Genomic DNA, 25049 nt, shown 5'->3' with positions numbered 1-25049 from the left:
GATGTTTCGGCTGTCAACCGGCAAAAAATAGCATTCGAAAACGACAGAACAAGTCTTGGTCGTTTCGAATAATGAAAATCTTTTCATTGGGAGGATGAAAGATGCAAAAGTTTCTATCCAAGATAAGCGTGCTTGTAGTCTCGACTTTCGCTCTGTCGAGCACTGCAATGGCCGAACCGAAGGCGATTACCTTCCTGTTTACTGACGACGACCAGGGCTATGTCGAACGCATGGCCGCCTTGAGCAAGGAATTCGAGGCGTCGCACCCTGACATCAAGGTCAATTTTGTATCTTCCGGCTACGATGCGGTGGTGAAGCAGCTCCCGGTCCAGCTGGCGGCCGGCAAGGGGCCAGACCTTGCCAAGATCACGGATTGGCAGCTTGCACCCTATTATCTCGACATGCGTCCGTACATGAAGGACCCGGAAAGTTTCGCCAAGCTGCACGGGGACAGCCTCAACCAGTTGCGCCTGCCGAACATCAACGATCCCAAGTCGATCAACGGCTATGTAGCATCGCAGACGCTGAACCTGCCGTTCGTCAACAAGACCCTGTTCGAGCAGGCCGGGGAAAAGCTGCCCGGCCCGAAGGCGACGCTCAAGGAGATCGTCGAGGCGTCCGCCCGTGTCGCAAAGGCGACAGGCGCGCAGATACCCTTCACCATGGATCGGTCCGGCCACCGCTTCTCGGGCGGCGCCTATTCCTATGGCTCGGTCTATGTGAAGGACGGCAAATTCGATTTTCCGAATGCGGCCGCCCGCAAATATATCGCCGACCTCTATTCCTGGACCCGGAACGGCAGCTTCCCGAAGGAAATGTGGGGCGCGGCCGGCGGCTCCCAATACAAGAACATGGGCGATGAATTCGTCAACGGAAACGTCGTCACTTACCTCGCCGGCAACTGGATGGTGAACCCCTTCCAGAAGAAGATCAGGGACGCCTTCCAATGGACGGCGATCAACGCACCATGCGGCGATGCAGGTTGCTATGCGATGCCTGGAGCGACCGCGATCGTGGGCTTCAAGCGCACGGAGCATCCGGAAGCTGTTGCCCAGTTCATCGAGTTTCTCGGCTCTGAAAAGATCCAGCGCGAAATCGCCGAGACCTATGTCATTCTGACCGGGGCGGATATCAAGAATCCGCAATACAAGATCTCCAGCGACGACGCCAAGGCATCCATGGCGGTCTTCCTGGAAAACAAGAAGAACGTGCCGCAGGCCGCGCGCGATTTCGAACGCATGAAGGGCGGCACCGCGATCTATCAGCAGATCGTCCAACGGATGAGCCAACTCATTGTCGGCGAACTCAGCCTGGAAGAAACGTATAATAATCTTGCCGCCGATGTCGCCAAGATCAACGATTCACTCGCCGCAAAATAGGCGCCTGGACGTATCGGTGCACTTTTATGAAGCTCGGGAGATCTTTCAACGAAGGCTGGCGAGGCTCGAAACCTCGCCTCTTTTCTTGAGATTGCTCCCCTGTGAGATGGCGGTCATAGCCATTCAGTGCGCACTCTCGAAAAAGACTTCCGCAGGCCGCGCCAAGTCATATGCGTCATTCGCGTCCGTTTGTTAGGAGGCCATGTCAGATGGCAGATATTATCGCAAGTAATGAATATGCGGCCGCGCGTGATGCGGCGAAGTTTCGATCCTCGCCTCGACGGAAAAAACGTCTCTCAGCAAATCTTCCGTCATCACCTCGTCGGGCGTTCCGGCGGCGACGATCCCGCCCTGTCGCATGACGATCAGCCTGTCGCAGAACATGGCCGCGTGGTTGAGGTCGTGCAGAGCGATGATGCTGGTGAGAGGCAGGCCGGAGACGAGCCGCATCAGGCTGATCTGGTGCTGGATATCGAGATGGTTGGTCGGCTCGTCGAGGATGAGTTCCTTCGGCGATTGCGCCAAAGCACGGGCGATGTGCGCACGCTGTTTTTCGCCGCCGGACAGGCTCTGCCAGCGGTCGTTGCGTTTGCCGGTCATGCCGGCTCGTTCAAGGGCTTCCTCCACGGCGCGATCGTCGGTGAGCGTCCAGCCGGAAAACATCGAGCGGTGCGGGAAACGCCCGAGCTTGACCACGTCGACGACCCTGAGATTGGCGTTGGTCGTTGCATGCTGTTCGACAAAGGCCACGCGCTGCGCGATCGTGCGGCGCCCGATGGTTCCGATGTCCTTCTGGTCGAGCGTGATGCGGCCGGAATTCGGTCGTTTCAGGCCCGCGAGCAGCCGCAGCAGCGAGGTTTTGCCGGAGCCGTTCGGACCAAGCAGGCCAAGCATCTCACCCGGTTTCGCCTCGAAGGTAACTCCATCGAGGATGGTCTTCCTGCCTATTTTCCAGACGAGATTTTCGGCGTTGATGCTCATGACGCGCGCTGGAACCGATAGAGAATGACGGAGAAGAACGGTACGCCCACCAACGCCGTGACGACGCCGATCGGCAGGACCTGCTGAGGGATGAGAGCGCGCGAGGCAATGTCGGCAAGTACCATGAAGATGGCTCCCATGACGGCGCAGGCGGGAAGCAGCCGGATATGGAGTGGTCCGACGATAAAGCGCGCCGCATGTGGCACCACGAGGCCCACGAAACCAATCGATCCGACCATGCTGACGATCGTCGCAGTCATCATCGCGGTCAAGGCAAAAAGCACGATGCGCGCTCGTCCAACATTGACACCGAGCGAGGCGGCGGCTTCGTCGCCGAAGGCAAAGGCATCCAAAACCCTGGCGTAAAGAAGACAGGCGACAAGGCCGAAGCCGATGATTGCCGAGACCAGCATGAACTCCGGCCACCGGACACCGCCGAAGCTGCCAAGCAGCCAGAACATGACGTCCCGGGCCTGCTGCGCATTGCCGGATGTCGTCACGACGTAAGATGTGGCGGCATTGAATAGCTGAGAGGCGGCTACGCCGGCGAGGATCGTCCTGTCAGCACCGCCCCGCGTGCCGCTGGAAAGGAGGGCAACGAAGAAGAAGGCTGCGAATGCACCGGCAAAAGCTCCGGCCGACAGCGAGACAGTGCCGCTTCCAACACCGAGAATGACGATGGCGACGGCACCGGTGGAAGCCCCGGCGGAGATGCCGAGCACATACGGCTCCGCAAGGGGGTTGCGTAGCAGCGACTGCATGATGGCGCCCGAAAGTGCAAGACCCGCACCGCAGAAGGCCGCCACAAGGGCGCGGCTGAGACGATAGTCCCAGATCACGGTTTCGTGGATGCGATTGAGTTCGACCGCCGTCCATCCCAGCCTGTTGGTGACGGCAGCGAACGTCGTTGCGAGAGGGATGGGCAGATCACCTATCCCGACGCTGATGCCGACGGCGAGGCCGATCGCCGCGAGAGACGCCAGCAGGAGGGCGGAGAAGGCGGCAATCTGCTGGAGGGAACGGCTGGACGCAGTCACTTGATCAGACCGAGGACCCTCAGCTGTTCGGCCACCTGTTCCGCACCGTAGACGGTACGGATCGTCGGATTCATGGCTTGGCCGTCCATGATGACGATGGCCTTGTTCTTGACGGCGGGCATCTGGCTGACGGCCGGATCCGTGTTCAGGAACTTGATCTTGGCTTCCGGTTTGTCGAGTTCCCAGCGGTTGCGGTCGAGATTGGCGACAACGATGACATCCGGAGCGGCGGCTATGATGCCTTCCCAGCCAAGCGTCGGCCATTCCGCCTCGGCGGTGATCGCATTCCTGCCGCCGAGAAGATCGGCGATAAAGCCCGATGCGCCATTCTTCCCGCCGAGATAGGCATCGGCGGTTGGGGACGGGCTGGAGAACCAGAAGACGTAGGAGAGCTTCTTCCCGTCCTTAGACACGCCGGCGCGCAATGCCGCTTCCCGCTTCTTGAAGTCGGAGATCAGAACCTGGCCGCGGTCGGCGACGTCGAAGATCTGCGACAGCTCGTCGATTTCCTTGTAGAGCAGATCCATGCTCCACAACTGGTCACGACTGCCATATTGATCCTTTGCCTTCTCGGTGCTGAGGCAGGTGCTGGGCGAAATGTAGCTCGGAATACCGACCTTATCGAAATCCTCGCGCCTTGCGACCTTGCTGGTCGGGCCGATTAGGCTCGGAAGTGCTGCGGCGACGAAATCCGGGTTCTGCGCCAGGATCGATTCGAAAGTCGGGAATTCGACGGTCAGGAGCTTAACCTTCGCATTGGCTTCGGCCAGCTGCGGCAGAACCTTGCTCGGCCAGAAAGCGGTGCCCGCCATCTTATCCTCGAGGCCGAGCAGCAGCATGATCTCGGCGCTGTTCTGACCAAGCCCGATCGCCCGCTGCGGTGCCTTGTTGATGGTAACCTTGGCGCCGCAATTGTCGAGCGTGAGCGGATATTGCGTCGGCGCCGCTGAAGCTTGGGCTGCAGCAAAACTAAGCGCGGCTGAGAGGCCGGCGACAAGAAGAGGTCTGAAGGCAGACACTTTGACGTTCCTGATAATAGAGTTTCATTCGTGGTGCAGCGCCTATAACGTGGACGACCTCTTTGAACAAGACTGCACTTGTCAAGTATTTCCTGCGATCATCATCCCGTCGCGCTCGTCGAAGATGGCTGTGGGCAAACCTGCATTGCCCTGCGTTCAGCAGCTTTGGCCGTCGAGGGTCTTGGGAGACCATAGCAGAGGAAGGTAGGCCGCCAGCCAAAGCATGAGCGATCCGGTCCAGAAGGCGGCGGTCACTCCGTGCGGAACGCTGGACGGAAGAACATCTGGAAAGAATTCCGGGAATGTTCGCAGGAAAATAGCGACCAGCATGAACAGAAAAGCGAGTTTCGTTCGCGGCGAAAATATCAGCGGCCGACTCGTATGAAGCAGGCCTGCGATCGAAAATACGGCGAGGATCCCAATCCCCAGTCCACCCATCAGCATGAGGTGCAGACAGCCGATGAGGGAGAACGGCAGGCCGATCCACGACAGGCCGCCGAACAGAAGGCCGATACCTGCAAGGCCGCTGGATATCCACAGAGCGGCAATCTCGATTCGAGCGGTTTCCCTGCCGACGAAACCGTCCGCCACGCGATCCAGGAAGGCGGCGCCTGCGGCAAGCATCAGGTAACCCCTCACTGTTTCAGTTGCCCCGCACAGATATGCCGCCAACAGAAGTCCTACCAGTCCTGGGGCAAGGTTCACGCGGCCGGGGTGGGGCCGAAACGGTGACGTGGCTTCGCTCGGGTCCAGGATCAGGTTCGTCACGGGCACGGTGATGCGCGCCAGAGCAAGACCGAGCAGGCCGAGAAAGGCCAATGTCGCCATCCAGACCGCGCGTTCTCCGAGATCGAAGTCGTTTTGGAACAGGCTGAAGCGAAGCATCCCGCCGGCGGCGGCCAAAACGGCAAGGAAGGCGATGAAGCCCGTCAGTCCAGTGGTCCGGCGGCGCCATGACAGGAAGATCAGGTATGCGATCAAAAAGGCGAACCATGCCTGATCCGCAAGCGCTCCGATCGGAATCATCGCCGGAGCGCCCAAGAGGCCGGATATCCGCCCCACGCTCCACAAGAAGGCGAGGAGGATAAGCGGTCGGCCATGAAGACGAGGCGTATCGGTCCATTCGGGAAGCGCCGATGTGAGAAAGCCTATCAGGGCTGCACCGTACGAGCCGACGATCATCTCGTGGGCATGCCAGTGTGCTGGAACCGCTCCGCCGGAAAACGGGAGATCGAACTTCCAGAGCATGACCCAGAGCAGCGGCCACAGCGCCGCATGAAATGCGGCAAGCGGAAAGAACAGCCGGAGCCCCTCGTGCGAGGCCGCAGCAAGCCAGGTGCGCCGGGGCGCATGAACAGAAGACAGGTCGGACGTCACGGAAGGCTCCGCTCGTCGCAGTCATTGACATGGGCGAACAGGCGATCGCCGGCAAGGAATTCTACGGATGTTTCGAACACGAAACGGTCGTCCCGCTCTCCCGGTCGAGAAGGCACGATGCGGCTGCCGGCGATGCCACGGCCATTGCGATCGAGGACGAGAATGCGATGCGCGATCCGGACGGCTTCCGAGAGGTCATGGGTGATGAACAATCCGGAGAGGCCTGAATGCGCGACGGTGTCGACGACGATGTCTTGCATCCGCCGTTTGAGCGCGACATCAAGCGCCGAAAAGGGTTCGTCGAAGAAGATGAAGTCCGGTTCGGCGATGAGCGCACGTGCGATCGCCGCCCGCTGGCGCATTCCGCCCGACAGTTGCGCCGGGAATTTCTCCAGATCGCCGTATTCGAGCGCAACGCGGGAAGCAACGGCATGCAGTTTTCGCCGACGGGCATCGCCGCCGACGCGCTGGCCGGCAAGGCCCAGCCCGATGTTGTCGGCTGTGCGCTTCCACGGAAGAAGACGCGGTTCCTGAAAGATCACCGCGTGTCGTCGGTATCTGCGGTTTACCCGTCCCATCCGTGGTTCGACAAGGCCTGCTGCGATATGAGCCAGCGTGCTCTTTCCCGATCCGGACGGTCCCACCAGGGCGACGAGCTCTCCAGCCGAGATCCCCAGATCGATTCGCTCGAGCACTGTTCGACCGAGGAAGGCGTGGCCGACCTTATCTAGCTGCAGCAGCGTCATCGCCTTACTCCCCATGGCCGGGCCGCTTCGCGCCACGTCTCGATCTCCGCTCTCAACGGCTGAAGGAGGCCATATTCGACGGTAATCAGCGCGGTGACGGAAAGCAGTATCCAGGCGAGAGCTAGAGACACGTCCAGATTGGCGCGTGCGACTGCCAATTCCTCCCCGACCCCGCCCGCGTTGGCCAGCAGCTCGGCCATTATGGATGCCTTGAACGCAGTGCCGAGCGCCATCACGAGCGCTGGAAAGAGCGTATGCAGCATCTGCCGCATCCCGATGCGAAGCAGCCGCCTGATGGGGCCGAGACCCGCGGCGCGAGCCATGTCGTCAAGGCCTCGATCTCGTGTCGCAATGCCTTCCGCCGCCGCAATGAAGACGATCGGCAGACAGGCGACGGCAGCCGTGGCGGAAACCGTCCCGACGCCGTTGCCGAACCAGATCATCAGCAGGACGATCCAGGCGATGGGCGGCACGCCAAGCATCAGCGTGATTTGCGGACGCGCCAGCCGCATGATGGCGGGATGATAACCAGCCAATGTTCCCGCCATAGTTCCGATGCCTGCCGCAATGCCGAAACCGAGAAGGGCACGTCCTGCTGTCGCCCAAACGATCCGCCAGCTTTCCGGCTCCGCCAGGAGCGCGACCACGCTGGCGAAGGTTTCGGCCGGCGCCGGCAGGATGAAGCTGCCGTATGCCTCGTGCCCCGCCTGCCAGACTGCTGCAAATACGGAAAGGCCGGCGAGACCTGCCCATCCGGACCACACGAAACGACCCGTTCTCGCCAGGCGCGCGGTTGCCATCGACACCGCCAGCCTACAGGTACAGCGTTTCTGCCGGCATACGGCCGCCTATCATCTGCGGATTGGCGGCGCTGATTGCCTTGTAGAGGGCCTCCAGTTCCGGACGTGCGCTGCGCGCCCGAGTGGCGACGAGATTGGCATAGGGGATCGACTTCTCGATCACTTGCGGGGGAAGCTCCAGGGCGGGGGCAGCGTGCTTTGCTGCTTCGGCCGGATGGGCGATCACCGCTGCCGCCGCTTTTTCGATAGCCAGGAGCAATGGCTCGACCTTGTCCGGATATTCGTCGAGAAACGTTTGGCTGAAGGCGAGGCCGGCTTGCGGCATGAGAGGACCGAGGCCGGTAACCTTGCCCCATTCGGCCTGCATATCGATTGCACGATGGATCGTCTTGCCACCGGCAGCCGCCTTGAGGATTGCGGCCGTGGCGGCGGGTTCCGGAACGATGGCGAGATCGATACGTCCCGCAAGCAGCATCTGAATGGTCTCGGTCGGCGTGCCGGCCCGATCCACTGCCACATCGGTTCCCGCCCTCATGCCGTAATGGGCGAGGACCGCGTCGAAGACCAGTTCCGGCGTGTCGTTGGCGAACGGCACGGTGACCTTCCGTCCCTTCAAATCGGAAAACTGGCGAACCGCGGGATTGCTGGAAATCACGTAGAGAAGCCCGTTCGTCATGACGTTTGCGAGCTTCAACCCGAGGCCTTTGGTGTGAAGATTGGCAGCAGCCGTCACCGGCATGACCACGGCATGCATGGTCCGGGACGTCAGGCCGGCCCGCATTTCATCCGGCGTCCGCCAGACCTTGAACGACACTTTGTCGGCGATCCCGTTCAGAAAGCCCGCGCCTGCGGCATAGGCAAGCGTGACGGAAGGCCCGGCCGGAGGCCCGAACAGCTGCAAATCGGAAATGGCGGCGGCCCGGGCCTTGCCGATGAACGGCAGCGCAAGCCCTCCGGCCAGACCAACGCAGAGCGCACGACGGGTCAATCCCGGCCGGGAAGAGGGCGATTCCGCCGCCTTTGAACCCCGATCCAAAATGATGCTTCGGTTCACTTGTTTCCCTCCTTCTAGAGAAATCGACCTGCGCGATGACATGACGCAGCCTGTGGCGGTCGCCAGATCGCGACGGGTACGATGGCAAGGGCCGCTCCAGACGGTTGGTCGTAGCGGCAAAATCATGACTAACATTGTCATGATTACGAGGGAGGGCATCTCGCCTCTTTGCGCTGGATCAAATGAATCGGACAATTGGTTTTGGCGGAAGTTCTGCATTCGGGCCGCTTCAAAATTTGCACCCGACCTCAGCGTTTCCAGCGCGATCCCCAGTTCCATAAGCTATATTATCTGATTTTTGTGTGTAGAGGGGTGGGTTCAAGAATGAAGTGCGACTTGCGAATGATACCAGCGGGTTGCCACTCGCAAGGAAGACGCAATGGAACGCACCTCCTCCCATATCGATCTGGATGAACGACGCAATCGTGCCGAACGGAGAAGAGCCAATTTTGCATGCCGAATACGACCTACGTGCCGCAAAGCTTTCTGAATGCGCTGGCCGCGGCGGTGGCTCTTGAGCGGATATCCTCGTCGGAAGGCAGGGGCAGAGTTCCTATGACCCGCCTGGTCTGAAGATCGCCGATTAGCAGGCCGAGAAACCATTCCGTTGCCAGCCTCGCCGATGGCGCTGCCAGAACGCCTGTTGCGAGGCCGCGTGCGATCAATTTCTCGATCAGCGGAAACATGCAATCACGGCCACCGGCAGCAATCATCGTGCCTAGTTCACCACTTTCGTCTGAAGCAGCAGCCCTGTTCAAGGATATCGCTTTCTCGCCAAGCAGCATCGAGAGCAGGATCGGAGCCACATGCTCGAGGGTTGCCAGAGGATCGGCATCGTCTCTCACAGCCGCAGCGAGCGCCACCTTTGTCTCTCGGGCGTTGCTTTCGATCATTGTCTTGAAGAGACCGTTCTTGTCGCCGTACCAGCGATAGAGGGTTTCGTTGGACGCTTTTGCCGCTTTGGCAATGCCAAGCATGGACGTCCCACGATAGCCTCGCTCGTCCAAAAGCTTGTAGGCCACCTTCTCGATCTCCACGTGACGCTCCGCCCTAATGTCTTTCCGCATCGAAACCCTCAACGTCTTGACAGAAACCGTACACGCTTATACGTCTATATCAAGGCGTACACATCAATACGGCTATGGGGAAATGGAATGCCGAGGATCCTTTTAGGACTGTCCACGACGTCGATCGTTTTTTGCGGGGCAATTTTCGGGTTTTTCTACGCCTGGGTCTGTTCCACGATGTGGGGGCTCGACCGAGCAGATTCCCGCGTGGCGATCGCGGCCATGCAAGCGATGAATGCTTCTGTCCGCAACGTCGTGTTCTTTCCGGCATTCTTTCTGACGCCGGTTGTCCTCGGCGTCACTGCGGCTGCCGCATATTTCCGCGGCTACAATGTGCCCGCGTGCTGGTTCGCTGCAGCGGCGGTCGTCTATCTGGTCTTCGGACTGTTGCTCACGATGACGGTGAACGTACCGATGAACGAAGCTCTGGCTGCGACGACCGTTCCCCACGACGTCGAGACCGCACGGATTATCTGGCAGGATTATTCGCAACGATGGCAGTTCTGGAACCATGTAAGAGCGATGGCTTCAGGAATATCCTTGGCGTTTGCGTCCTTTGGATTAGCGAAATTATGATCGGGAACGGCAGGCCCGGATAACCGCGTCATATGCAGTTCTGAAATTCGCAACCAGAGCAAACAAGGCCAGCCGTCTGGTTCCGAGGACGGAAAGCTCGCCAAACGCCTTGCATCAACAGCGGTCGGATTACTTCTGAAATCATAGTAGGTACCGCCATCACCAAGATGACCGCGACTCCGAACCAGAAACCGCGGCTAGTCCTCGGATATTCCTTCCAGCAGGCCGTCGTAAACTTCCATCAGCGCTTTGGTGATCGCTTGGCCAAGGGCATTTCCTGCGGCACGCAGGTCATCCTCCGTGCCGTCCCGGGCGGCCTTGGCCAGTTCGAAACCCTGGTCGCTGACGATCTGTTTGGCGATCTCGATTGCCCAGAGCCCGAAATCACCCCTGTTGTCGATCTTGATTGTATCTTCCATCGTTCGTCCGTCTCTTGCCGAAAGGCGGTCTAACCCCTCCTCCCGGCAAATTCCAGTGCTGCCCAACTAATCCGTTACCGCAGCAATCCATCACCTCCGTGAATCGAAGGCCTCCAATCGATTCAAAACTCTCGTTGGACATGCCGGGGGCATCCGGAGACGATATCTCCATGGCTGATGACCCCTATCACTTCTACGCCCGGCGTATCGACAATGCCAGAAACATGGCGCGTTACTACATGCTTTCCATACAGCCGACATTGTTCGGCGAAATCGTGCTCATGCGTTGCTGGGGAAGGATCGGCAAGCGTGGTGGAGAAAAAAGCGAAGTCTTCGCGAGCGAACAGGAGGCTGCGGCACATTTCCTGAAGTTGGCGCGACGAAAGCATCAAAAAGGCTATAAACCGGTGGGAAATTGTGGAAAGGCCGGCAAACAGGCCCTTTCCGATAGTTAAACGCCGTGACAGCGGGGTTTTCCGGTGAAAGGATTCCTTGTGTTCAACGAGGAACGGTCATGACTACCACCAATGAAATCGCAGACAAGATTGCAGCCGATCACAGCCTGACCAAGGCGCAGGGCAAAGCTATCGTCGAAGCCGTGTTTGCGGCGATCACCGGGGCTGCGACCTCGGGCGCCGAAACGTCCATTCCGGGCTTCGGCAAGTTCAAGGTCAAGGATACGCCGGAGCGCGAAGCACGCAATCCGGCGACCGGCGCGACCATCAAGGTAGCAGCTGCAAAGAAGCTCACTTTCACGCCTGCCAAGGCCCTGAAGGACGCGCTGAACAAGTGATGAGGAAAAATAGCCCCGTTCCATGGGACGGGGCTATTCAATGACTCGGATCGCCGCCCTGACGGAGACAAGGGGCGCGCCGGTCAGCCTGTGCCAGCCCCGCGAACGCGCGAATTCATCCGGCTCATTGCTTGGGAATGCCGGCCTTCTGAATCACTGCCGACCATTTGGCGATATCGTCGGAAAGGCGCTTGCCGATTTCCTGAGGCGTGCTGGACCGGGCCTCGACACCGAGATCGGCGAAGCGCTTCTGCAATGCCGGATCGGCGAGAACCTCGACGAGAGCGGCGTTCAGCACCTTCACCGCTTCCGGCGGCGTGCCTTTCGGCGCAAAGATCGCATTCCACGACGTGACGTCGAAATCCTTGACGCCTTGCTCGGCCGCAGTCGGCACATTTGGCAGCAGGCTGGAGCGGACCGGACCGGACGAGGCGATGGCGATTGCCTGGTTCTGCTGCAAGGCAGCCTTCAGGGCAGTCTGGCTGTCGACGATGACGTCCAGCTCACCCCCGAGCAGCGCGACTTGAAGATCCGGCGTCGCCTTATAGGGAACGATCGTGAAATCCACGCCGGATGCCGACTTGAAGAGTTCGGCAGCCAGGTTCTGGCTGCTGCCGACATTGATCGTGCCCACATTCAATGCGCCCGGCTTGGCTTTGGCCGCTTCCAGGACATCCTTCAACGCGTTGAACTTGCCATTCGCCTTGGTGACGAACACGAAGTCGAAATAGGCGAGGCTCGATACCGGCACGAAGTCCTTGACGGGGTCGAACTGCAGGTTCTTGAACAACGGCACGCTGATTGCCGTGCCGTTCGAGAGAAGCGCCAGCGTGTAGCCATCGGCTTCCGCATTGAGCGCCGCGCGTGCTGCGGTCGCGCCGCCGGCGCCCGGCTGGTTCATGATGACGATCTGCCGCCCGAGCTTCTTGCCAAGCGATTCCGCCACCACGCGGGCGGTGATATCGGCAATGCCTCCCGGGCCGAAGGGCAGTACGAGCGTGATGTCGCGCGAGGGGTACTTCTCCTGAGCTGCCGCAGTGCCCGGCAGGGCGAGCGCCAACGCGACGGCAACGGAAGCCGTCAATGCGCCCCGGCGATGGACAAGCCCCGCCATCGCCTTCAATTTGTCGATCTTCATTTCATCCTCCTCCTTTGAGTTTGGTTCAAGCGTCGAAACCGTAAAGACGGGCGGGATTCTCCACGAGGAGGCGCCGCTGCTCCTCCGCCGTCAGCGAAAAGCGCGTGACGAGATCGACGAGATCAGCCTCGTCCACCGGCTCCTTGAGATTGGGATGCGGGAAATCGGTTCCCCAGAGCGTCCGCTCCGGGCTTGTTTCCACGAGCGCGCGCGCGAACGGGATCGCCGCATCGAAAGGAAAGCTCGAAATCCGCTCGGAACCGCAGACCTTGACCCAGCAGTTTTCCAGCCGCGCCAGTTCCAGCAAAGTCTGAAAGGCCGGCTGGCCGAGCCCCAGCGACGTATCGATCCGGCCCATGTGGTCGATCACGAAGGGGACAGGCAGGCGGCGGATCATCTCGGCGAGCGGCACGATATCCGCACCGTCGAGATGCAGCACGACATGCCAACCGAGATCCTTGATCCGGTCGATGACACGATCGAAAACAGCCATGTCAGGCGCGCCGCCGAGATGGCGCACGAAGTTGAAGCGCACGCCGCGCACGCCTCCCTCGTCGAGTGCCTGATAGGCGCGATCATCGAACGTATCGTCGACGATCGCCACTCCCCTGTAGCGATCCGGCCGCCAGGCGATGGCATCCAGCATGGCGCGGTTGTCGGCGCCATGGCAGCTTGCCTGCACGATCACCGCCCGACCGATCCCGAGCCGCTCGTGCAATGCCGCCAGCGCTTCCTTCGGAGCGTCCTCCGGCGTGTAGCGGCGGTTCGGCGCGTAGGGGAAGGTGTTGCCTGGGCCGAACACATGGCAATGAGCATCGCAGCTATTGATCGGCAGGGAAAAGGCCGGCTTGCGGCGATGTCGGGCATTCGTATCGTTCATGCGGTTTTTCCTTGAGCAGGCTCGGGTATATGGCTTCCGGCATCCACTTTCGCGGGTTCGACCGACAGGCTTCGGAAGCTGGCGTAGCTGGCCTTGACGATCTGGTCGGCGGCGGCCTCCCGGTCGTTTCCGTCGATCACTCCACCCGAAAGACGCGTGACGCGTTCGGGGTTGATGAGCGCATAGTAGAGCGAGCCGAGCAGGAACTGGCTGCGCCAGACAAGCCCCTCCAGCGGCGCGCCGGGCACGCATTCGGCAACGGCGTCGATGAAGGCGTGGCTCGTCTCGTCGAAGGCGTCGGCGATGATCGCCCGCGCATCCGAATTGCCTTCTGCCGAAAGCACCGCGCGCATGCGGGTGAACTCCGCTCCCCCGCCATCCCCCTCCGATGAAGAGATGAAGGCCGGCACCACATAGGCCCGGAGGATCGCCATCAGCCGTTCCTCCGGATTGCTGATGCGGCGCGCCTCGCCCAGCAGTTCCCGGCGGCGGGCATTCATCGGTTTCGTGTGACGGTCGTAGATCTCCCTCAGCAGATTTGCCTTGGAGCCGAAGTGATAGGTGATGCTGCCGACATTCGCCCCCGCCGCCTTGGCAATGTCCCGCAGCGACACGGCGTTATAGCCACTGAGGGCAAACAGCGTGACAGCGCTTTTCAGGAGGGTGTCGCGGATGCTCGGTCGCATAATTTATTTGTTCGATTGATTATATCATTTGTACATATGTACAAATTGAAGATGAGTCAATCGCAGCTTCCGCGGTCAAGGTGATTGCCGCAACGTCAGCCTGGATGCGCGATGATTGATTTAAACGACCGCCCTCGCCTGGTTCATGGCCGATTCCGCCATGCCCGCGACAGCGCGACCTGCCGAAATGGCGCCGGCATTTCGATGGTATTCTAGAAGACACCTCGTAGTCGGACGGAAGCCGCCGTCAGACCACGAGCTTAACGGATACCTTGCTTGACCGGAGCAGGATCAGGATGCGCCAGTAAAGGTGCAGTCCGGCTTCAGGTGGGGTCTCGCTCCCAATACCAGGCCACATACATGTTCTTTCGGCTGTGCCCCCGGCTTTTCAGGAACGCCCGGGCTGAACGTACGTCTTCCTTTTCGCAGGCGATCCACACGAAGGTTTCTTCCTCCATGGAGGAAATGGCTTTCCTGGCTTCTTCCGCAAGAATACTCTTCAGGCCGGCCGGATATGCCTTTCGGTGCAGCCAGCGGACGTCGAGCGACCCCACGGATGGAAGAGGTTGCTCTTCCGCCGCATCCAGCACCTCGATGATTGCCTGCATCCGCGTGTCCGACGGCATTTCGGCGGCGATCCGCGCAATGGCGGGAAGCGCGCTTTCGTCTCCCACGAAAAGGATGGACTTTGCCGCAGGAAGGCCCCCGCCCCCTGGTCCGAGCAGCGCTGCCAGCTGGCCGGGCTGCGCATCGCGGGCAAAATCGGCTCCGGGCGTTCGGACGCCGGAGGCGGGGTGCTGCAGGAAATCGATCCACAGTTCCCCTCGCTCGACGTCGACGGCGCGGATCGTATAGATCCGAACCAGAAGCTCGTCCTCGCCCTCCGGCCATGCGACACGGCCGTCCGCGCGAAAGCCCGGCCACACCGGATGCCTGCCCTTCGGAGGAACAAGGAGGCGAACATGCAGGTCACCGCCGACAAACGGCGTGACATCGGCACAGCTGAACTTTACGCGGCGCATATGCGGTGTCACATCCTCGGCGGAAACGACCGTGACCTCGTGAATGTTCGGCAGCACGGAGAGCGGTGCCGGTTCGGACCAGCTCAATTCGAACGGCTCTTCTCCGGCAAAATAGAAGAGATGCTCCGCGATGCTCGTGCGGCTCATCTGCAATGCTTTTTCCGAAGGGCAGGCCAGTTCTATCAGGAGCTTGCGATCCTGCACGCGAATGCTTGCGGTGCCGGCCTTGCTCTTCAGCAGGGCGAAATCTTCCGTCCGCTGCACGTCGGCATGCTCGACGAAATGTTCGCAGATCTCATCGAGCATGCTTCCGGCATCCTTCGGAAGTGCGATGCCCGAAAGCGTGAATTGCTGAACTGCGTTCATGGCCGGTTCTCCGTAAAATCCTGTGACGTCGTCATCCGATGCCGGCCGATCGGGAGCATCATCGGCCGGCCGGAGGTGGGATCGGCAATGATGCGGCTTTCGAGACCGAAGACTTGCCGTACGTTCTCTTCGGTCAGCACTTCTTCCGGTCTCCCGGAGACGTGCACCCTCCCCTCAGTCATCGCGACGAGGTGATCCGCATAGCGCGCCGCAAGGTTGAGATCATGCAATACCATGACGACGGTGGTTCCCCGGTCGTGATTGAGGTCGGTCAGCAGATCCAGCACTTCCACCTGATGGCTGATGTCGAGAAATGTCGTCGGCTCGTCCAGGAGAAGGATTTCCGTCTGCTGTGCCAGAGCCATGGCGATCCAGACCCGCTGGCGCTGCCCGCCGGAAAGCTCGTCCACCGGCCTTTCGGCGAGGTCTTCGGTCTTGGTCGCCGTAAGCGCGCCCGCCACGGCCTCGTCGTCCTTGCGTGACCAGCGCGAAAAGAGACCCTGGTGCGGATGCCGCCCGCGGCTGACAAGATCGGCGACGGTGATGCCTTCGGGCGCGATCGGCGATTGGGGCAGCAGGCCCAAAGTCCGGGCGAGTTCCCTGGGGGGCGTGCGGTGGATCGACTTGCCGTCCAGAAGCACGTGCCCTGTAGTGGGAGGGAGCAGTCGCGACAGGGCGCGCAGAAGCGTGGACTTGCCGCAGGCATTGGCGCCGACGATCACAGTGATCTTGCCGGGCGGAACCGCAAGGTCGAGCTGATGGAGAATTTCGGCGTCACCGTATCCGGCAGAGAGCTGCTTCGCGATGAGCGAATGGACCGTCATAACGAACCTCCGGTCCGGTTGACGCGGACGATCAGGAAAATCAGATAGGGAGCTCCCAGGGCGCCGGTCACCACGCCGACCGGATAGCGGCTTGGCAGGAGGAATTGACCGGCATAATCGCCTGCGAGCACCAGCGTCGCACCGATCAGGGCCGAGGGTATCAGCAGCGAACCGCTATTTCCCACGATGCGGGCGGCGATCGGCCCGGACAGGAAGGCAACAAAAGCGATCGGCCCCGTCACCGCCGTAGCAGATGCGATCATGCCGACCGCAGCGACGATGATCATCACGCGCGTGGCCGAGACCCTCACGCCTAGCGCCGAAGCGGTGTCGTCACCCAGCCGAAGCGCTTCCAGATCGCGTGAACGGCTCAGCAGAAGTCCGCCGAAGACGATGAGCGCCACGAGAAGTGGTGCCGCCTGGCCAAGCTGCGCGCCGTTGACGCTCCCTGTCAGCCAGCGGATCGCCTCCTGCAGATTCCAGGCCGGCGCCTGAGAAAGAACATAGGCGATGAAACTCTCCAGCATGGCGGATACGCCGATGCCGACGAGGATGAGCCGCGTTCCCGCGGCGCCGTTTTTGGATGAAAGGCCATAAACCATGAGCGCAACACCCAGGCCGGCGATGACGGCGAAGACCGAGACGGCCGGGCCTTTCATCGACAGCACGACGATCGCGAATACGGCCGCGGCGCTCGCACCGGAACTGATGCCGATGATGTCGGGGCTCGCAAGCGGATTGCGGAGCATGATCTGGAAGGCCACTCCGCCGAGCCCGAAGCTCAAGCCCGCGATGATCGAAAGAACGGCCCGCGGCAGTCGCAGCTGCCCCACGGTAAAGGTCGCCCCCTGGACATTCTCGCCAAGCAGCACACGCAGCACATCGCCCGGCGGCGTGAAGGATTGCCCGAGCGACAGCGTCAGCGCGAAGATCACGACGATCAGAACAAGCAGCACGGCAATCACAGCGAGGTGCCTGCGTGCGCGGCGCCGGCGGCCGTCGACAATGAGATGAAGAGTGGGAGACAACATTGTCACAACTCGCGAACCCGCTGGCGCCGGACGATCCAGATGAAGAACGGCGCGCCCACAAGGGCGGTGACGATGCCGACGTCGAGTTCGGCCGGCCTGGCTATGATGCGCCCGACGATATCGGCAGCCAGCAGCAGGCAGGCTCCCCCCAACGCGGAAAACGGCAGGAGCCAGCGATGGTCGACACCGACCAGCAGGCGGCAGAGATGTGGCACGACCAGCCCCAGAAAGCCGATAGGCCCGCAAACCGCGGTGGTCGCGCCGCACAGCAGGATCGCGCCAAGCGCGGCCACGGCGCGGGCAACGGCGACGCGCTCGCCGAGCCCGGCCGCGAGCTCGTCACCCAAAGCCAGCGAGTTCAGCTTTTTGGCTGAGAGAAGGCTGATTGCAAAACCGGCTGCAAGAAACGGCAGGACCGGAAGGATGCGTTCGAAGGTCGCGCCGCCGACACCGCCGATCTGCCAGGAACGAATGCCGCCCGCAATATCGGCGCGCGGCAGCACAACCGCGATCACCATCGAGGAGAAGGCAACCGACGTCGCGGCTCCGGCGAGCGCCAGCTTGAGCGGCGTGGCGCCGCCACGCCCCAGGGAGCCGATGGTATAGACGAAAACCGCCGCGCAACCTGCGCCTGCGATCGCCGTCCAGATATAGGCTTCGGCCGAAGCGATATCGAACCACGCAACGCCGACGACGACGGCGAGCGACGCCCCCATGTTCACCCCGAGAATGCCCGGATCGGCGAGAGGATTGCGGGTCACGCCCTGCATGATCGCTCCGGCAAGCCCGAGTGCCGCCCCAGCCAACCCTGCGAGCGCCGTCCTTGGAATACGGACGTTCACCGCTGCCTGGCCGATGCTGTCCAATTGCCCGGCAAGCCCTGCAACAACGTCCGTCAGGGCGACGTCACGCGTGCCGATCATGATCGATAGCGCGCATAACAGGAAGAGAAGCGAGGCCATCCCCGCCAGCCAGAGGCTCCGGGTTCGGTTCGACCGCGCCGGGACGAACCATCGCGGGGATGATTTGAGGTTTTCAGCGATCATCTGGACTTTCTGGCGGCATTGCCAAGCAGGGCGACGTAATCCTTGAGGACCCAGGAGATCGAAAGCGGTGTCGGATTTGCCGCCGTACCGACCGGATTTCCGCCGAGCAGGACGAGCGCCCCCTTCGATACGGCGGGCATCCTGGCCATGAGCGGGTTCCTGGCCAATGCATCGAGCAGTTTCTGGTTGCCGTAGGTGACGACGATGTCGACGTCGTCAAAGGCATCGATCCGCTCTGCGCTGATGGAGCCGGAGAATTTTCCGGGAGTCGATGCCTCGACGACGCTCTTGGGCGACTTCAAACCGAGATCCGCAAAGAATTTCACGCGGGTGTCGTTGGTCGTGTAGAAATTGACGATGCTGAGGTCCGATGCACTGAGATGGGTGATGAACATCGCCGACTTGTCCTTGAGTTCGGGATGTCCGGCGATCGTTGCAGTGATGTCGGCCTCGATCTTCGCGATCAATGCCTCGCCCTCGGCGGCCATACCCAGCCCGGCGCTGTTGAGGCGGATCATTTCGCGCCAGTCGGTCGACCAGGGCGCTTGCGGATAAGCGACGACAGGAGCAATCCGGCTCAGCGTATCGTAATCCGCCTGGCTGAGACCCGAATAGGCGGCCAGAATCACATCGGGACGGGTTGCTGCGACCGCTTCGAAGTCGATGCCGTCCCCCTCATCGAAAAGCACCGGCTTGCCAGCCTTGAGCTGGGCCAGCTTTTCAGCCACCCAGGGCAGCAGGCCATCGCCATCATCGTCGCCGAAATTGGCTTTCGCGAAGCCGACCGGCACCACACCCAGCGCCAAAGGAACTTCATGATTTGCCCAAGCAACCGTCGCGACGCGCTCCGGCTTCTTCACGATGACGGTCGTTCCGAACGCATGCCTGACGGTGACCGGATAGGCCGTGCTCTCATCTGCCAGCGCACTGCCCGATGCAGCCATCCAGACGCCTGTCACCACGACGGCCAGTAGCGAATGCAAGAACCGAAACATTGTGCACACTCCGCCTAACGTTTAAGTGGACTTCCACTTTCAGGTTAAAGCGCGTGCGTCAACGGTTAAGCGGTGGCGACGGGCGGGGCCGGTGAGATTTCCATGGGATCGTACAAAACTCCGGAAATCTACAATACTGGATAAGACTACTCAAGTTAGTAACCGTGACGGGGACATCGACGAGACCATGACGGCTGCCGGATGCGGGGACATCTTCCGAACATTTCGGATTGCCGAGTGCTGCTTGGCGCGTTCCCGGCAGCGGCATGTGCCCGGAACCTCCCGCCGGGTGCCAGCCATGGTGAAAATCAGTTCTGGAACGCGAATATGAAAATCGAAACAACTGGCCGTCGCGCGCATCGGACCCGCCTTCGCTGGCGCAACGCCGTCCTTCTCGGCTGCACGGCGCTTGGCGCTCTTTCTCCGGCGGTCTCCTTTGCCCAGGACGCCGACAGTTCCTCCACCACGCTGGCGCCGATCGTGCTTGATGCCAATGGTTCGGCCGGCGTCCTCGATACGAGCAACGACTCGAAGTCGATCGTCGCGACCGAGACCACGGGCGTCGGCAAGATGCCGAGCGATGTCCTGACGACGCCGGCTTCGGTTTCCGTCGTCACCGCCAAGGAAATCGAGGAGCGCGGTGCAAACAGCATCGAGCAGGTGGTGCAGTATACCGCCGGCGTGGTCACCGATTACTACGGTTCGGACGATCGCTACGACTATTTCAAGATCCGCGGCTTCTCCCCCTTCACTTATCGCGACGGTCTGGCCATCGGCCGAAGCTGGGGCGGGCTTCTGGAAGAGCCTTATGCCTTTGAGCGCATCGAGATACTGAAAGGTGCCAATTCCACCGGCTTCGGGGTTTCCGATCCGGGCGGTTCGGTGAACTACGTGACGAAACTGCCGAAAAGCGAACGTTTCGGTGAGGTCTATGGCACCGGCGGGTCGTTCGCTCACAAGGAGGCAGGCTTCGATTTCGGCGACAACATCACCGAAGACGATACGCTTTCCTACCGCCTGACCGGCAAGTTTCAGCGGTCGGATGCCGAATATGATTACTCGCAGGACGACGAGAACTTCATCATGGGCGGCATCACCTGGCGCCCCACGGACGCGACCAGCCTCTCCTTCGTGTTCGATCACCTGGACCGGGATGGCACGCCGAGTGGCGGCGGTCATCCGAGGTTCACGAATCTCGACAGGGACCAGTTCTTCGGCGAGCCGAACTACAATTACAATACGGCGAACCGGAACACCTACAGCCTCATTTTCGATCATGACTTCGGAAGCGGCCTGACCTTCAATGCCAGCGCCCGCTACAGCAAGACCGATACCGGATTCGGCTATGCCTACATCTGGGATGCGCTGGGTGCCAGCGACCCGGCGGATAGCCTGATCGACCGCTCCTATTTCGGTAGCGACAAGACCATCGAGCAGTTCATCGTCGATGCGCACCTGATCTACGAAACGAACTTCAACGACGTCGAAAGCCGCACGCTTTTGGGCATCGAGTACAACAAGCTCGATTCGGACAACGACACCTATTATGCGGCTGCACCGGACATCGATTGGCAGAGCCCCATCTATTCCGGCGGGCCGGGAGCGCTCGCGCCCTACAACACCGTAGAAAGCAACCAGAAGACCCATGCCGTCTATTTCCAGGAGGACCTGACGTTCTTCGACAAGCTGACGGTCAGCGTCGGCCTGCGCAACGACTGGTTCGACCTCAAGGAAGTCGGCGACAATGCTTTTACCGGCCCGTTTAGCGGCGAATCCGATATCAGCAAGTTCAGCAAGCGCTTTGGGGTGAGCTACAAGATCACCGACGAACTTGCCGCCTTTGCGAGCTATGCCGAATCCGTCGCGCCGCCGAGCGCAGGCGTCGAGCCGACGATCGGCACGCAGTATGAAGTCGGCGTCAAGTATCGGCCCGAAGCCTTCCCGGCCCTGTTCAGTGCGTCGGTCTACGATCTCACGATGGAGAACATCACGACCTACGAGGCTCCCACCTACTTGCCGGCGACGGTTGAAAAGGTCCGGCATCGGGGCATTGATATCGAGGCTAAGGCGGAGGTGATGGATAACATCAACCTGATCGCGGCCTATTCCTACATAGACTCGAATATCGTTGAGAATGGCGTCACCTACGACGGCAAGCGGTTTGCCCAGGTGCCGGAACACACAGCTTCGATTTGGGGCACTTACACGCTGGCAGGCAATGGCAGTCGCGGCGACATGACCTTCGGCTTGGGCGCTCGTTATATCGGCCCCTATTATTTCGACAACGCCAATACCCGGAAATCGGATGGCGCCGTCGTCTTCGATGCAGCCTTCACCTACAAGATCCAGGAACATACGACGCTGCAGGTTAACGCCACCAACCTGTTTGACGAGAAGCATATCGCCAACGACGACGGCGGTGCGTATTACTACAATCCTGGCCGGGCAATCATGGCGACGCTGCGCCAGACCTGGTGACAAGCCTGTCCCACCCGACGCGCGCGACGGCGGGTGGGACTTTTTCGGTCAGTGCGTCTGCTGCATGCGCCGCCATGCGGCAGGCGTAGCGCCGACGATCTGGCGGAAAACCTTGGTCAGATGCGCCTGATCGGAAAAACCGAGCTGGGCGGCGATGTCCGCGACGGTGAGGTCGCTGTCGATCAAAAACTTCTTCGCCAGGTCGATGCGCTTTCCAAGCTGCCATTGCAGCGGCGTCTTGCCCGTCGTCTGCTTGAAGACATTGGAAAACCAGCTCTCCGACAGGCCGACTGTCGCGGCCATGTCGGCTACCGTCAAACGGCAGTCGCTGAGCCCATCGATGCGCGAGTTCAGCTTGTTCATCTGCGCCTGCGTCAGCCTGCCGTTGACCTGTTCGGTGCCCTGTTCCGGAATATCGAGAAGACCGGTCACGATGCTGCCGACGAGGCTTTCGGCATAGACCGCGTGCCTCGACGGCTTCGAGACCTCATCGACCACCAGGCTCGCCAGCGTTTCCATTGCTCCGGCATCCTGGATTTCGACGGGACGGCGCAAAGCCGCCAGCGCAGCCGATGCTCCGACCGAAGGTGACAGATACCGCAGCAGCCGGTCCTTGTGCATGTGCAAATTGAGATGCGAAAAACGATGCGCCGTATCGCTGTTGGTCCACATGGGGACGCCGGGCGGAACGTAGATCGCGCGCGTCATGGGGCGGTAATGCTGCTGGAGGCCGCCGTCCCGGTTCGACATTCGAATGCGCGATACATCGTTGAAAAAAATCATGATCCGCGGATCGTCCGACAGGTAATAGCCCCTGGCCCCAGACTGGCTTTCGGCTTCCCAGAAGACACTCACCAGGCCGTCGAACTGACGCCATCTAACCGGGGCAGTCACCCGAATCCCTTCGGTATGCCAAATCATGGAATGCCAATAGCTCAATGTCGGAATCCGTTCCTTGCCTAATCTGGACAATATCGCACCATCAGGCCGCGCACCGCCAAAAATGTTCGATTGCAGCAATTTTCTCCGGCAGCATTCTCAAGTTCGTCACAGTGCCCGCAAACCCGAAATAACATGACTATATTAATCATGTTTTATTTACGATCACAACCCGATCGGTGAATAGGCTTAAAACGTCCCTCTTAATACCGTCCGCGGCGGTACACCGACACATGGAACAAATCCGCTCGTTGCGGGTTAATTGTCGTCGATAAGCTCTTGCCTTCGGGAGCACTTCAATGGATGTATTTTCCTCTCCCAACCGAGACGCGGCCGCCTATCCGATCCAGGCCCTCTTTGTCCCCTTCCCATTCGTTTGTTTCACGCTCGCTTTGGCAACCGATATCGCCTTCTGGCAGAGCAATAATCTGATGTGGCAGAATTTCTCGGCCTGGCTTCTTTTCGCCGGGCTGGTGGTAGGCGCGGTCTCGATCCTCGCCGGACTGATGGATCTGATGCGTCCCCGTACCCGCCCGCTGCGACCGGCGTTCGGCTCCATCCTTCTTTATCTCGTGATCCTGGCGCTCGCCGTCGCCAACAGCCTCGTACATGCCGGCGACGGATGGACCGCGGTCGTTCCCTACGGACTGCTGCTCTCTGCCGTCACGGTCTTTCTGTCGCTCGTCGCCGCAGCGGTTTCCGCTCGCAAATATGCCAGACTGGCCTGGAGGGTATGATGATGAAGACGAACGTTGTCGGCGTATCGGTGCTGTCGGTATCGCTCGGCGTCGGTCTTGCCGCCTACGCACAAAGCGGAGGTTTCGACATCTCGCAGCAGATCGGTCCGAATCCGGTACTGCCGGAGCCCTCCCCTTCCCTGCTTCCCGATCTCAAGGTCGCCGAGGTCGTCGGCTGGAAGGATGGGGAGATGCCCAAGGTTGCGGATGGCCTGACGATCTCCGCCTATGCGAAGGATCTCGCCAACCCCCGCACGGTCCACACATTGCCGAACGGCGATGTGCTGGTGATCCAGTCGCGAGGACCATCCGGCGAACCCACTTCGCGCCCGAAGGATATGATCCGGGGATGGATCATGTCGATCGCCCATGGCGGCGGTGGGGGCGAACAGAAGGAAAGCAATATCGTCACCCTGCTTCGCGATACGAACCGCGACGGCACGGTGGACGAAAGGCACGATCTGCTGAAGAAGCTCGATTCACCGTTCGGCGTGGCCTGGGCCGACAATACCCTCTACGTCGCGTCGACGACCGCAATCCTGGCCTATCCCTATGAACTCGGCCAGAATGAAATCGCCGCCCAGCCGAAAATCCTGACCCCCCTGCCTGGCGGCCCGATCAATCATCATTGGACCAAGGATCTGGCGCTCAGCCCGGATGGACGGATGCTCTACGTCTCGGTCGGTTCGAACTCCAACATCGTCGAGAATGGGCTCGAAGCGGAAAAGGGCCGTGCAGCGATCTGGCAGGTCGACCGGCAAACCGGTGCTGCACGGGTCTTCGCATCGGGCCTGCGCAATCCGAACGGCCTTGCCTTCAATCCCGAGACGGGTGCGCTCTGGACGGTCGTCAATGAGCGCGACGAACTCGGACCGAACCTCGTCCCCGACTACATGACCTCGGTCAAGGACGGTGCATTCTACGGCTGGCCCTGGAGCTATTACGGCAATCACGTCGATGCCCGGGTGCACCCGCCGCGCCCCGACATGGTCGAGAAAGCGATCGCGCCGGATTATGCCTTGTCCAGCCACGTCGCCGCGCTCGGGCTCACCTTTTCGATGAATTCGGCGCTTCCCCCCGCTTATGCGAACGGCGCCTTCATCGGCGAGCACGGGAGTTGGAACCGCGACAGCTTCAACGGCTACAAGGTGGTCTATGTGCCGTTCGAAAACGGCAGGCCGTCCGGCAAGGCCCAGGATGTCGTAACGGGCTTCATTCAGGGCGATCAGGCGAAGGGCCGTCCGGTTGGCGTCGGGATCGACGGGACGGGCGCGCTGCTCGTTGCCGACGATGCCGGCAATACGCTTTGGCGCGTTGCAGGGGCCGACGGCAAGATCGTTCCGCAGCCGATCGGCACCGACCAGGTGTCGGCAAACCCGCAGGTGTCCGCGAATACGAAGACGGACCGGGCTCCGGGTATCGGAACGGAAACGACCGGTTCGACCTCCGCGTCCGCAGCGCCGCAAGCCGGTTCGGTGGACGAACGCCTGACCGGCCAGCAGCCGCTCGCAGGACAACCGGAAAAGCTGCAACCGTCGCAGACGCAGATTGCTCCGGCCACGGGTCCGTAAATCAGCTCGCTGCTGCGGCGATGCGGATTGGCGGAGTTTTTCGGGAACGACAGGCGCGGCATCCGGTTGACCTCCAAAGAGGATCAAG

At 60.8% G+C, this 25049-nt stretch carries 25 protein-coding genes and 1 pseudogene; 8 read left to right on the top strand and 18 right to left on the bottom strand.

Translation table 11 applies throughout. The features are described from left to right. The first annotated feature begins 101 nt into the window (after positions 1 to 101). Positions 102 to 1379: an ABC transporter substrate-binding protein gene (locus tag DMO26_RS01335; RefSeq protein ID WP_117190215.1), complete on the top strand. Its 1278-nt coding sequence runs from the start codon at positions 102 to 104 to the stop codon at positions 1377 to 1379. A gap of 219 nt (positions 1380 to 1598) precedes the next feature. Here DMO26_RS01335 and DMO26_RS01330 read toward each other — a convergent pair whose 3' ends face one another. The 4 genes from DMO26_RS01330 to DMO26_RS01315 all read right to left on the bottom strand — a co-directional run bounded on the left by DMO26_RS01330 (position 1599) and on the right by DMO26_RS01315 (position 5793). Further along, positions 1599 to 2360, bottom strand: coding sequence for an ABC transporter ATP-binding protein (locus DMO26_RS01330; protein ID WP_117190214.1), 762 nt, complete (start codon positions 2358 to 2360; stop codon positions 1599 to 1601). After that, on the bottom strand, positions 2357 to 3397 hold the full coding sequence (locus tag DMO26_RS01325; RefSeq protein WP_117190213.1) for a FecCD family ABC transporter permease: 1041 nt from the start codon (positions 3395 to 3397) through the stop codon (positions 2357 to 2359). Before DMO26_RS01325 ends, DMO26_RS01330 begins: the two co-directional genes overlap by 4 nt. Next, entirely contained in the window at positions 3394 to 4416 is a 1023-nt protein-coding gene (locus tag DMO26_RS01320) for an ABC transporter substrate-binding protein (RefSeq protein ID WP_117190212.1), read from the bottom strand. Before DMO26_RS01320 ends, DMO26_RS01325 begins: the two co-directional genes overlap by 4 nt. Before the next feature lie 156 nt (positions 4417 to 4572). Next, positions 4573 to 5793 (bottom strand): NnrS family protein, encoded by a 1221-nt coding sequence (locus DMO26_RS01315; RefSeq protein ID WP_117190211.1) that lies wholly within the window; start codon positions 5791 to 5793, stop codon positions 4573 to 4575. A gap of 29 nt (positions 5794 to 5822) precedes the next feature. Here DMO26_RS01315 and DMO26_RS34275 point away from each other — a divergent pair, with 29 nt between their 5' ends. Then, positions 5823 to 6020: a hypothetical protein gene (locus tag DMO26_RS34275; protein ID WP_226951174.1), complete on the top strand. Its 198-nt coding sequence runs from the start codon at positions 5823 to 5825 to the stop codon at positions 6018 to 6020. 123 nt (positions 6021 to 6143) lie between these two features. On the opposite strand, the pseudogene DMO26_RS34270 reads toward DMO26_RS34275, so the two are convergent. The 4 genes and pseudogenes from DMO26_RS34270 to DMO26_RS01295 form a co-directional block, all read right to left on the bottom strand. Then, positions 6144 to 6539 (bottom strand): annotated as a pseudogene (locus DMO26_RS34270) (ATP-binding cassette domain-containing protein); the annotation flags it as partial. Continuing rightward, a complete protein-coding gene (locus DMO26_RS01305) occupies positions 6536 to 7339 on the bottom strand; it encodes an ABC transporter permease (RefSeq protein ID WP_117190209.1) in 804 nt (267 codons plus the stop codon). The gene DMO26_RS01305 and the pseudogene DMO26_RS34270, both read right to left, overlap by 4 nt. 13 nt (positions 7340 to 7352) lie before the next feature. Further along, positions 7353 to 8393 carry an ABC transporter substrate-binding protein gene (locus DMO26_RS01300; protein WP_205421161.1) on the bottom strand — a complete coding sequence of 347 codons (1041 nt, stop codon included), beginning with the start codon at positions 8391 to 8393 and terminating at the stop codon, positions 7353 to 7355. A 467-nt stretch (positions 8394 to 8860) separates the two neighbouring features. Further along, the gene (locus DMO26_RS01295) at positions 8861 to 9430 is read right to left on the bottom strand and encodes a TetR/AcrR family transcriptional regulator (RefSeq protein ID WP_226951147.1); all 570 of its coding nucleotides are present in this window, start codon (positions 9428 to 9430) and stop codon (positions 8861 to 8863) included. A gap of 117 nt (positions 9431 to 9547) precedes the next feature. Here DMO26_RS01295 and DMO26_RS01290 point away from each other — a divergent pair, with 117 nt between their 5' ends. Next, positions 9548 to 10036: an anthrone oxygenase family protein gene (locus DMO26_RS01290; RefSeq protein WP_117190206.1), complete on the top strand. Its 489-nt coding sequence runs from the start codon at positions 9548 to 9550 to the stop codon at positions 10034 to 10036. Between the two features lie 197 nt (positions 10037 to 10233). Here the strand turns inward: DMO26_RS01290 and DMO26_RS01285 are convergent, their stop codons facing one another. Then, positions 10234 to 10455, bottom strand: a complete 222-nt coding sequence (locus DMO26_RS01285) for a hypothetical protein (protein ID WP_117190205.1) — start codon at positions 10453 to 10455, stop codon at positions 10234 to 10236. Positions 10456 to 10625: 170 nt separating this feature from the next. Here DMO26_RS01285 and DMO26_RS01280 point away from each other — a divergent pair, with 170 nt between their 5' ends. Together DMO26_RS01280 and DMO26_RS01275 are read left to right on the top strand one after the other, a co-directional pair. After that, a complete protein-coding gene (locus DMO26_RS01280; RefSeq protein WP_117190204.1) occupies positions 10626 to 10910 on the top strand; it encodes a WGR domain-containing protein in 285 nt (94 codons plus the stop codon). A gap of 59 nt (positions 10911 to 10969) precedes the next feature. After that, positions 10970 to 11248 carry an HU family DNA-binding protein gene (locus DMO26_RS01275; RefSeq protein ID WP_117190203.1) on the top strand — a complete coding sequence of 93 codons (279 nt, stop codon included), beginning with the start codon at positions 10970 to 10972 and terminating at the stop codon, positions 11246 to 11248. A gap of 124 nt (positions 11249 to 11372) precedes the next feature. On the opposite strand, the gene DMO26_RS01270 is transcribed toward DMO26_RS01275, so the two are convergent. The 8 genes from DMO26_RS01270 to DMO26_RS01235 all read right to left on the bottom strand — a co-directional run bounded on the left by DMO26_RS01270 (position 11373) and on the right by DMO26_RS01235 (position 19236). Beyond that, the gene (locus tag DMO26_RS01270) at positions 11373 to 12362 is read right to left on the bottom strand and encodes a Bug family tripartite tricarboxylate transporter substrate binding protein (RefSeq protein WP_162894678.1); all 990 of its coding nucleotides are present in this window, start codon (positions 12360 to 12362) and stop codon (positions 11373 to 11375) included. 49 nt (positions 12363 to 12411) lie between these two features. Next, positions 12412 to 13266, bottom strand: a complete 855-nt coding sequence (locus DMO26_RS01265; RefSeq protein WP_117190201.1) for an amidohydrolase family protein — start codon at positions 13264 to 13266, stop codon at positions 12412 to 12414. Next, positions 13263 to 13952 (bottom strand): TetR/AcrR family transcriptional regulator, encoded by a 690-nt coding sequence (locus DMO26_RS01260; RefSeq protein WP_117190200.1) that lies wholly within the window; start codon positions 13950 to 13952, stop codon positions 13263 to 13265. Before DMO26_RS01260 ends, DMO26_RS01265 begins: the two co-directional genes overlap by 4 nt. A 323-nt stretch (positions 13953 to 14275) precedes the next feature. Continuing rightward, positions 14276 to 15340, bottom strand: coding sequence for a DUF2218 domain-containing protein (locus tag DMO26_RS01255; protein ID WP_117190199.1), 1065 nt, complete (start codon positions 15338 to 15340; stop codon positions 14276 to 14278). After that, entirely contained in the window at positions 15337 to 16164 is an 828-nt protein-coding gene (locus tag DMO26_RS01250; RefSeq protein WP_117190198.1) for an ABC transporter ATP-binding protein, read from the bottom strand. The genes DMO26_RS01255 and DMO26_RS01250 overlap by 4 nt, the downstream gene beginning before the upstream one ends. Continuing rightward, complete coding sequence (locus tag DMO26_RS01245; protein ID WP_117190197.1) at positions 16161 to 17195, bottom strand: FecCD family ABC transporter permease; 1035 nt, start codon at positions 17193 to 17195, stop codon at positions 16161 to 16163. Before DMO26_RS01245 ends, DMO26_RS01250 begins: the two co-directional genes overlap by 4 nt. Before the next feature lie 2 nt (positions 17196 to 17197). After that, entirely contained in the window at positions 17198 to 18241 is a 1044-nt protein-coding gene (locus DMO26_RS01240) for a FecCD family ABC transporter permease (protein WP_162894663.1), read from the bottom strand. After that, positions 18238 to 19236, bottom strand: a complete 999-nt coding sequence (locus DMO26_RS01235) for an iron-siderophore ABC transporter substrate-binding protein (protein ID WP_117190195.1) — start codon at positions 19234 to 19236, stop codon at positions 18238 to 18240. The genes DMO26_RS01240 and DMO26_RS01235 overlap by 4 nt, the downstream gene beginning before the upstream one ends. 327 nt (positions 19237 to 19563) lie before the next feature. On the opposite strand from DMO26_RS01235, the gene DMO26_RS01230 reads away from it, so the two are divergent. Then, positions 19564 to 21714, top strand: coding sequence for a TonB-dependent siderophore receptor (locus tag DMO26_RS01230; protein WP_117190194.1), 2151 nt, complete (start codon positions 19564 to 19566; stop codon positions 21712 to 21714). 48 nt (positions 21715 to 21762) lie between these two features. Here DMO26_RS01230 and DMO26_RS01225 read toward each other — a convergent pair whose 3' ends face one another. Next, complete coding sequence (locus tag DMO26_RS01225; RefSeq protein WP_205421160.1) at positions 21763 to 22653, bottom strand: helix-turn-helix domain-containing protein; 891 nt, start codon at positions 22651 to 22653, stop codon at positions 21763 to 21765. Between the two features lie 299 nt (positions 22654 to 22952). Here DMO26_RS01225 and DMO26_RS01220 point away from each other — a divergent pair, with 299 nt between their 5' ends. Then, positions 22953 to 23390, top strand: a complete 438-nt coding sequence (locus DMO26_RS01220) for a DUF2231 domain-containing protein (RefSeq protein WP_117190192.1) — start codon at positions 22953 to 22955, stop codon at positions 23388 to 23390. Beyond that, positions 23390 to 24961, top strand: coding sequence for a PQQ-dependent sugar dehydrogenase (locus DMO26_RS01215; protein ID WP_117190191.1), 1572 nt, complete (start codon positions 23390 to 23392; stop codon positions 24959 to 24961). The genes DMO26_RS01220 and DMO26_RS01215 overlap by 1 nt, the downstream gene beginning before the upstream one ends. The last annotated feature ends 88 nt before the right edge of the window (positions 24962 to 25049 follow it).

Source organism: Rhizobium terrae (genome assembly GCF_003425685.1).
GTDB lineage: Bacteria > Pseudomonadota > Alphaproteobacteria > Rhizobiales > Rhizobiaceae > Neorhizobium > Neorhizobium terrae.
This window is presented reverse-complemented; position numbering and strand designations above follow the sequence as displayed.